This window comes from Streptomyces sp. NPDC005566 (genome assembly GCF_040605575.1).
GTDB lineage: Bacteria > Actinomycetota > Actinomycetes > Streptomycetales > Streptomycetaceae > Streptomyces.
In genome coordinates this window covers 25,626-35,286 of the sequence record NZ_JBEXDB010000036.1, presented here as the reverse complement: position 1 = coordinate 35,286, position 9,661 = coordinate 25,626, and the positions used below count along the sequence as shown (strand labels likewise).

General features: G+C 72.6%; 1 protein-coding gene. It reads left to right on the top strand.

Features of this window, described 5'->3' with window-relative positions; translation table 11 throughout:
• The first annotated feature begins 2 nt into the window (after positions 1-2).
• Positions 3-9,641 carry an amino acid adenylation domain-containing protein gene (locus ABZS61_RS33830; protein ID WP_356430047.1) on the top strand — a complete coding sequence of 3,213 codons (9,639 nt, stop codon included), beginning with the start codon at positions 3-5 and terminating at the stop codon, positions 9,639-9,641.
• The last annotated feature ends 20 nt before the right edge of the window (positions 9,642-9,661 follow it).

Genomic DNA, 9,661 nt, shown 5'->3' with positions numbered 1-9,661 from the left:
AGGTGGCCTCACTGCCCGGCGATCTCCCGGTCCAGCGGCCCGGCACAACGGCACACCAAAGAGCGTTCAGCCTGTCCGCCGCGCACACCCGGGCGATGGAAGAACTGGCCGGCCGGCACCGTTCCCCGCTCACCTCCGCGATCGGCGCCGCCTTCCAGTCATGGCTCGTCCGGCACACCGGCCAGTGCGACATCGCCGTGGGCCTGGCGCTCAACGCCCGGCGCGGGCGGCAGGACGACGGCGTCGTGGGCTTCTTCGTCAAGAACCTCATCCTGCGCGGTGTCCTGGAGCCCGGCACCACCTTCGTGGACCTGATGCGGCAGTTCACGGGGAGGCTGCGGACCTCCCGCAAGCAGCACCTGCCGTACGAGCGGATCCTCGCCGAGGCGGGCGCGGCCACCGGCCGTGGCACGGAGCCGGTGAACGCCTTCCTGATCCACCACGGCACAGAGCCTTCCGCCACCGCACTCGCCGCCGACGGCGGTGAGGACGTCACCCGGCTGCGGCTGCCCAACGAGGCGGCACGCTTCGACATCGAGCTCAACACCGTCGTCACCGAGGGGCAGCTGAGCGGCAGCCTGCGCTTCCGCAGCGGCCTGTTCAGTCAGAGCTTCATCGAGGAGGCCACGGCGCGCTTCGTCCGTCTTCTGGAGAGCGTCACCGCCGAACCGGACACGCCGCTCAGCCGCATCGGTCTGCTGTCCCCACGTGAACTGCGGGACTCCGCCGCCATCGGCCGGAGCCGGCGCGCCCCGGCCGAACTTCCGCTGGTATCCGAGCTGCTGCGCCGGCAGATCCTGAGTGCCCCGGAACGGACCGCTCTGGTCCACGGCGACACCCGTCTCTCCTTCGCGGAACTCGGCATACGCACGGGGCACCTCGCCCGGATGCTCAAGGCCCGCGGCGTCGGCCCCGAAAGCAGGGTCGCGGTCCTGGTGCCGCGCTCGGACACCCAGGTGGTGGCGCTGCTCGCGGTCCTCGTGGCCGGAGGTGTGTGCGTCCCGCTCGACCCGGAGCAGCCGCGGGCGCGTACGCACAGCATGCTGCGGGACGCGGACGTGACGCTGCTGCTGGACACGGCGGAGACCGCGGCCCTGGTCGGAGATCTCGCCGGCCCGACCCGGACGGCGCGCCTGACTCTGGACGACTCCACCCTGCGGGACACCGCGTCGGAGGAGTTCGGCGGCGACCGCCCGCAGGAGCAGCCACCCACCGAGGTCCACCCGGAACACGCCGCGTACGTGATTCATACGTCGGGCTCGACCGGGCGCCCCAAGGGCGTCGTCGTGGAACACCGCCAGCTCGCCCACCTCCACGCGGAGCTGGTCCGACAGGTCCTCGCCCCCGGCACCCGACGCCTCGGGCGCGACCGGCTGCGCGTCGCCCTGACCGCGGCGCTCACCTTCGACGCGTCCTGGCAGGGTCTGCTGGCCATGGTGGACGGACACGAACTCCACCTGGTGCCCGACCGGATACGCCGGGACGCCGAGTCCCACGCCCGCTACCTGCACGACCATGCGGTCGACGTGGTGGACGCGACCCCCACGCACGCCGAGCAGCTCGTCGAGGCCGGCCTCCTGGACCGTCCCGGCCACCCCGGCATCCTCCTGCTGGGCGGCGAGCCGGTGCCCCCGGCGCTCTGGAACCGGCTCAAGCACGTCCGGGACCTGGAGGTCCGCAACTACTACGGGCCGACCGAGTTCACCGTCAACGCCACGACGTGCCTGCTCGGCGACCTTCCCGCCCCGCGGATCGGGCGCCCGCTCGACGGGCTCTCCGTCTACGTGCTCGACGGGGCCCTGCGGCCGGTGCCTCCCGGGGTGCGAGGCGAGATCTACCTGCACGGCCCGCAGCTCGCCCGGTGCTACAGCGGGCAGCCAGGACTCACCGCGTGCCGCTTCGTCGCCGACCCCTACGGCCCGCCGGGACAGCGCATGTACCGGACCGGCGACGTGGGGCGCTGGGACGCGGACGGTCAGCTGGTCTTCGACGGGCGAGCCGACGATCAGCTCAAGGTGCGCGGCTTCCGCATCGAACCCGGCGAGATCGAATCGGTGCTGATCTCGCACCCCGCAGTGCGCCAGGCCGCCGTGGTGGCACGCCGTGAAGCCGACGGCCTCACCCGGCTCATCGCCTATGCCGTGCCCTGTGACGGCGGCACGGCACGGCCCGACGAGCTACGCGCGCATCTCGCCGTGCGCCTGCCGCGCGCCATGGTGCCCGACAGCGTCGTGCCGATCGACGCGCTGCCCCTCACCCCGAGCGGCAAGCTGGACCGGCGGGCGCTGCCGGACCCCGTGCCCGCGGCGCACGACGACATGCCAGGCACGGTGGAAGCTCCGCGATCGCCGCGTGAGGACGTCCTGTCCCGCCTGTTCGCGCAGACGCTCAACGCCGAACGCGTCGGCCGTGACGACGACTTCTTCGCGCTCGGCGGGCACTCGCTGCTCGTGACCCGGCTGCTCGCACGAATCCGGTCGGTGCTCGGAGCCGACCTCAGGATCCGTGACGTCTTCGACCATCCCACCCCGGCCGCTCTCGCACCGCTGCTCGACCGGGGCGGCTTCCGGCCGCCGCTGACGGCACGGGCCCACCAGGGCGACGTACCGCTGTCGGCGGCGCAGGAACGGCTGTGGTTCATCGCCCGTGCGGAAGGCGCCTCCGACACCTACAACATCCCCATGGCGCTGCGGATGTCCGGCCCGCTCGACGCCGACGTCCTGGAGCGTGCACTCCAGGACGTCGTGGAACGGCACGAGCCGCTGCGCACCGTCTTTCCCGAGCGCGGCGGTGTGCCACGACAGCATCTGCTGCCCCACTACCCGGGCTCTCCGCTCAGCCGGGCCGACACCTCCGAGGACGGCCTGCGGGCAGCCCTGGACAGCGCCCTGCGCCATCCCTTCGACCTGACCCGGGAACCGCCCTTCCGGTGCGTGCTCCTCCGGATCGCACCGCAGCAGCACGTGCTGCTGCTCCTGCTGCACCACATCGCCGGCGACGCCAGGTCGAGCGAGGTGCTCCGGCAGGACCTCGTCGTCGCCTACGAGGCAGGACTGCGTGACGAGACGCCGTCGTACCCGTCGCTGCCGGTGAGCTACGCCGACTACGCAGTGTGGCACCGAGAGGCGCTGGGCGCCGAGGACGACCCGGCGAGCCTGGTGAGCCGCCAGTCCGACCACTGGCGCGAGACGCTCGCGGACCTGCCGGTCGAGATCAACCTCCCGGCCGACCGCGCGCGCCCCGCCGTGTCCGAACCCGGTGCCCACGTACAGGACTTCGTGCTCGACCGGGAGACCCACCGGGCGCTGGCGAGGCTCGCTCGCGAGGAGAACGTCACCCTCACGATGGCATTCCAGGCAGCCGTGGCGATGTTGCTGCACCGGATCGGCGCCGGCTCCGACATACCGCTCGGCGGGGTCGTCTCCACCCGTGCGGACGAGCAACTCGGCGACCTGGTCGGCTTCTTCGTCAACACCCAGGTACTGCGGGTCGACCTCGCCCACGGACCGGACTTCCGGACGCTGCTGCGCCGCGTCCGGGAGACCGCTCTCGCCGCCTACGACCACCACGACCTGCCCTTCGAACGCGTCGTGGAGATCGTCAACCCGCCCCGTTCGCTGTCGCGTCACCCTCTCTTCCAGGTCATGGTCGTCGTGCAGGAGCGCAGCGCCACGGCGGGTTTCGTCATGGCGGACGTGATCTGCCGATCTGAGCCGACCGCACTCGCCGTGGCCAAGTTCGACCTGTGCCTCACCTTCGCCGAGCGGACCGCGAAGGACGGCGCCCCCGCCGGCGCCGGCGTACGCATCGAGGCCCGCGCGGACATGTACGAGCGGGACACCGTCGAACGGCTGTCCACCTGGTTGCAGGGGCTGACAGCCGCTGCCTGCGCCCGTCCCGACACGGCCGTCGCGCGGCTGGACATGGGCCAGGAGGCGGAGCGCGAACACCTCGCACACGTCGGCACCGGCGCCGTCGTTCCTGTGCCGCAGGGGACGGTGCCGGAGCTGTTCCGGGTTCATGCCGCGCGCCGTCCGGACGCGACGGCCGTCACCTGGGACGCGGGGCGGCTCAGCTACGCGGAGCTGGACGACTGGACCGACCGGATCGCCGGAGAACTGCGTGGCCGAGGACTGAGCCGCGAGGACCGGGTGGCCCTGTTGCTCGACCGCTCGGCCGCCGCCGTGGCCGCTCCGCTCGCGGTGCTGAAGGCCGGTGCCTGCTACGTCCCGCTTCATGCCGGCGACCCGGAGCAGCGGCAGCGCCACGTTCTTGCAGAGGCCGGCGTCCAACTGCTGATCACCGACGGCACGCACGCTGAGCGGGCGAAGGGCCTGGGGGTGCCCCTGCTCGTCCTCGCCGGGACCGGGACCCCGCGACCTGTGACGGACGGCGCCGGTTCCGCCGTGCCGCCGGACCTGCTCCCCGACCATCTCGCCTACGTGATCCACACGTCCGGCTCCACCGGAGTTCCCAAGGGCGTCGCCGTCAGCCACCGCAGCATCGTGGAACTCGCAGCGGACGGGCGCTGGCACGGGGGCGGCCACGAGCGGGTCCTGATGCACTCGCCCCTCGCCTTCGACGCCTCCACCTACGAGCTGTGGGTGCCCCTGCTGTCCGGGGGCGAGGTGGTCGTCGCCCCCGCCGGTGCCCTCGACCTGAACACCCTCGGACGCCTGCTGCACGAGCACCGGGTCACCGGCCTCTGGCTGACCTCAGGGCTCTTCCAGGTCGTGGCGGACCTGGCTCCCGAGACGCTGCGCGGGCTGCGGGAGGTCTGGGCGGGCGGCGACGTGGTGCCGCCCGCCTCCGCCGCGCGCGTCGCCGAACACTGCCCGGACACCGCGGTCGTCAACGGATACGGCCCGACCGAGACCACGACCTTCGCGGTGTCGTACCGGCTGGACCCCGCAGCGGTCCCGGAGCATGCCCTGCCGATCGGCATGCCGCTCGACAACATGCGCCTCCACGTGCTCAACGAGGCGTTGACGCCGGTGCCAGCCGGCGTCCCGGGCGAACTGTACATAGCCGGGGCCGGTCTCGCCCGGGGCTACCTCGGACGGCCGGCACTGACGGCGGAACGCTTCGTCGCCTGCCCGTTCGGACCTCCCGGCAGTCGCATGTACCGTACGGGCGACACCGTCCGCTGGGACGGCCACGCGCTCGCCTTCCTGGGACGCGACGACCAGCAGATCAAGCTGCGCGGCTTCCGTATCGAGCCGTCGGAGGTGGAGGCCGCGCTCACCCGCCACCCGGCGGTGCGCCGGGCCACGGTCGTCGTCCGGCATGACGGGACCGGCGACGGACGCCTGACCGGCTACGTGACCGCAGAGCATCCCGCACCGGACGCCGCCGAGCTCCAGACGTTCCTGCGCGCGCATGTACCGCCGTACATGGTCCCCTCGGACATCGTGCGGCTGGCCGGACTTCCCCTGACCGCCAACGGCAAGATCGATCGCACAGCGCTCCCCGCCCCCTCCCCGCGCGGTACCGGCGCTGCCACCAGAACGCCGGGCGACCCCGTGACCGAGGCGCTGTGCCTGATCTTCGCCGAAGTGCTCGGGAGCGACGAAGCGGTCCCCGGGGATCAGGACTTCTTCGCAGCAGGCGGCAGCTCACTGTCCGTCATCCGGCTGATCAGCCGCGCCCGGAGCGTGCTGTCCGCCGAACTGACCGTCCGCGACGTCTTCGAGGAGCCGACCCCGGCCGGGCTCGCCGCCAGGCTGGCCGCGCCCGGAGACCGCGCGGCGTCCCGGTCCGCACTGACCCCCGGGGCCGCCACCGGGGAACCGGTCCTCGCCCCCGCGCAGCGCGGTCTGTGGTTCCTGCAGCAGCTCCACGGGTATCGCACGGCGTACAACGTGCCTTTCGCCTTCCGGCTGACCGGCCCGCTCGACGTGGAGGCGCTCCGCCATGCCCTTCGCGACCTCACAGAACGCCACGACGCGCTGCGCACGCGCATCCCGGACCGGGACGGCGTGCCCACCCCGCAGCCGGTCGCCCCGGGTGAGCTTTCGGACCTGCTGCCCGAGGAGAACGCCACCGCGGCGGAGCTGCCCGGGCGGCTGCTCGCGGAAGGAGACCACGCCTTCGATCTGGCACGCGAACTGCCCCTGCGCGCCGTGCTTCTCACGATCGGACCGGACGAGCACGTCCTCTCCCTCGTCCTCCACCACATCGCCGTCGACGGCTGGTCGCTCCTGCCGCTCCGGCGTGACCTGAGCCAGGCGTACCGGAGCAGGGCTACGGGCCACGCGCCGGACTGGGACCCGCTGCCGGTCACCTACGCCGACTACGCCGCCTGGCAGCAGCAGCTCCTGGGGGACGGCGAGCAGCCCACCGGATTCGCCCTGCGGCAGCTGGACTTCTGGCGGAGCACACTGGCCGACCTGCCCGAGGAGCTGCCACTGCCCTACGACCACCCCCGGCCGGACGAAGCCCGGCTCACCGCCGGCCGGCTGACCGTCCACTGGGAGTCCGCCGTGCACCGGCGGCTCTCCGCCCTGGCCCAGGAGTCGGGAACCTCTCTGCTGGTCGTCGCCCATGCCGCGGTCGCCGCGCTGCTGACCCGGATCGGAGCCGGCCCCGACGTCCCGTTGGGGACGCCGGTCGCAGGGCGCACGGACGAGGCGCTCAACGACATGGTGGGCTACTTCGTCAACACGGTGGTGCTGCGCATCGACGCCGCCGGGAACCCTGACTTCCGTGGCCTCGTGCGGCGTGCGCGGGACAGCGCGCTGGCGGCCTTCGCGCAGCAGGACATCCCGTTCGACCGCCTGGTCGAGGAACTCCGCCCGCCTCGCGCGGCGTGGCGGAACCCACTGTTCCAGACCATGGTCACCTGTCTGGAGGCGGACGCCGGGGCATGGGACCTGGGGGACGTGACGGGAACCGTCGAGGAGACCCGGCTGGACTCCGTGAAGTTCGATCTCGCTTTCGAATTCCAGGAGCGGCCCCACGGAGCAGGTCTGGACTGCAGGCTGATCTACTGCGCCGAGCTCTTCGAACCCGGGACGGCCCACTGGCTCGCCGGTGAACTCCGCACGCTCGTCGAGGCCCTGTCCGAGCGCCCGGACCTCCCGGTGACCACCGTGGGACGCCCGGCCGTCGTCCCGGGAAGCGCACCGGCGCCCCTGCGCTCCGAGCCCGCCCCGCTGGTCCCGGAGGTGCTGCGGCAACGCATCGCGGAGGTCCCGGACGTGCCGGCCCTGGTCGCCGACGACGGGGTGCTCACCTTCCGGGAGCTCGGGGAACGCATCGGCCGCCTCGCTCACCTGCTGCGCGCCAGGGGCGTCGTACCGGAGCAGCGCGTGGCGGTACTGTTGCCCCGCTCGGGTCGCCAGATCACGGCGATGTTCGCGGTGCTCGCGGCGGGCGCCGTCGCCGTACCGCTCGACGTGTCCCATCCGGCGCGACGCAACGCGGGCATCCTCCGGGACACCCACGTCTCCCTGCTCCTCGCCGAGGGAGAGCCTGCCTCGCGGCTCGCGGAAGAAGCGGGGGTGCCCTGCCTGGACCTCGCTTCCCCCCGCACACCCGCCGAACCGGCCGCCCTTACCGAGGACGGACGGCGTCGCCCGCCCACGCGCCCGGAGCACGCCGCCTATGTGATCCACACCTCCGGATCGACAGGGCGCCCCAAGGGCGTGCTGGTGGAACACCGCCAACTGGCCCATCTGCTCGCCGGGATGTCCGACGGGATCTTCGCGCGCGCCGAGAAGGACCTGGACCGTGAACGGCTGCGGGTGAGCCTCACGGCGTCCGTCACCTTCGACGCGTCCTGGCAGGGCCTCCTGGCACTCGTCGCCGGACACGAGCTGCACATCGTCCCGGAGATCGTGCGCCGGGATCCCCAGGAGTACGTGCGGTACCTCCGTGACCGGCGCATCGACGTGGTGGACGCCACGCCGACGCATCTCACCCAGCTCCTCGAAGCGGGGCTGCTGGACGATTCCGCCTGCGCCCCCGGCGTGCTGCTGATGGGCGGTGAGCAGGTGGACCGGACCCTTTGGACGCGGCTGCGTGCGGCCGGCGGAACCAGGACCTACAACCTGTACGGGCCCACGGAGTTCACGGTCGACGCCACCGTCTGCCCGCTCGACGAACATCCGGCACCCCGAATCGGCCGACCGCTGGGCGGTACCACCGCTCACGTCCTCGACGACGCCCTCCGCCCCGTACCGCCCATGGTGCGCGGCGAGCTCTACCTGGCCGGTGCGCAGCTCTCCCGCGGCTACGCGGAACAGCCGGGGAAGACGGCGGAACGCTTCGTCGCCAACCCGTACGGTCCGCCCGGCACCCGCATGTACCGGACCGGAGATCTCGTGCACCGGGACGCCGCAGGGCGCCTGGTCTTCGACGGAAGAACCGATGACCAGGTGAAACTCCGGGGCTTCCGGGTCGAGCCGGGAGAGATCGAGGCCGCGCTCGTCCGGCACCCGGACGTCGGGCAGGCGGCGGTGCTGGTGCGGGAGGACGAGCCGGGCAACGCCCGGCTGGTCGCCTACCTGGTCCCGAAGAGCGAGGGGTGCGAGGCGCGCGCCGTGCGCGCCCACCTTGCCGAGCGGCTTCCGGCGCACCTTGTCCCCTCCGCGTTCGTCCGCGTCGGCGCTCTGCCCCTGACCACGAGCGGCAAGCTCGACAGGCGCGCCCTGCCGGCTCCGCTGCCCGAGGACGCCGCGACGGTCCCGGGGGGAGCACCCCGGGGACCGGAGGAGGAGCTGCTCTGCCAGGTGTTCTCCGAGGTGCTCGGAGTCACTCGTATCGGACCGGACGACGACTTCTTCGAGGCCGGCGGGCACTCACTGCTCGCTGTCCGGCTGGTCAGCCGGGTGCGTAGCCTGCTGGGCCTGGAGCCGACGATCCAGGATCTGATGAGAGGGCGTTCGGTCGCCGGGCTGCTCCGGGTGCTGCACGGCGGCTCCGGACAGGATCCGATGGCGCCGGTCCTGCCTCTGCGCAGGGGGGCGAGCACACCGCTCCACTGCGTCCATCCGGTGACCGGGCTCAGCTGGTGCTACGCCGGCCTGGTCCGTCATCTTCCGGCGCGCGTTCCGGTGCTCGGTCTCCAGTCCCCCGGCCTGACGGAGGGCGGCCCGCACCCCGCGAGTGTGCGGGAACTCGCCGAGGAGTACGTGCGGTTGATACGTGAGGCCCAGCCGCACGGCCCTTACCAGATCCTGGGGTGGTCCTTCGGGGGGAACGTCGCCCATGCCGTGGCGTGCCTGCTGCAGGAAGCCGGGGAGGAGGTGGCGCTGCTGGCGCTGCTCGACAGCTATCCCCTCGACGAGGTCGCCGCGCGCGGCGCCGAGCGGCAGCCGGATGCCGCGGGCGTGGTCGGCGAACACCTCACGGACGAGGTGCTGCGCGGACTCTCGCCGGAGCAGATCGGCCGCCTGGTGAAGGTGACCGGCCACCACATGCGCCTCGGCCCCCGGCACACCCCCGAGGTCTTCCGCGGCGACGCGCTCCTGGTGACGGCTGAGGAGACCGGCCGCCCCGACTGGCTCGGCGCAGGGCTGTGGGAGCCCTACGTGAAAGGGAAGCTGGACGTGGTGAGCGTCCCCTACACGCACTTCGAGCTGATGAGCCCCGGCGCCCAGGAACGGATCGCGGGCATTCTCGCTCCCGGCCTCCGCTAGGCCGGACCAACCCCGATCGA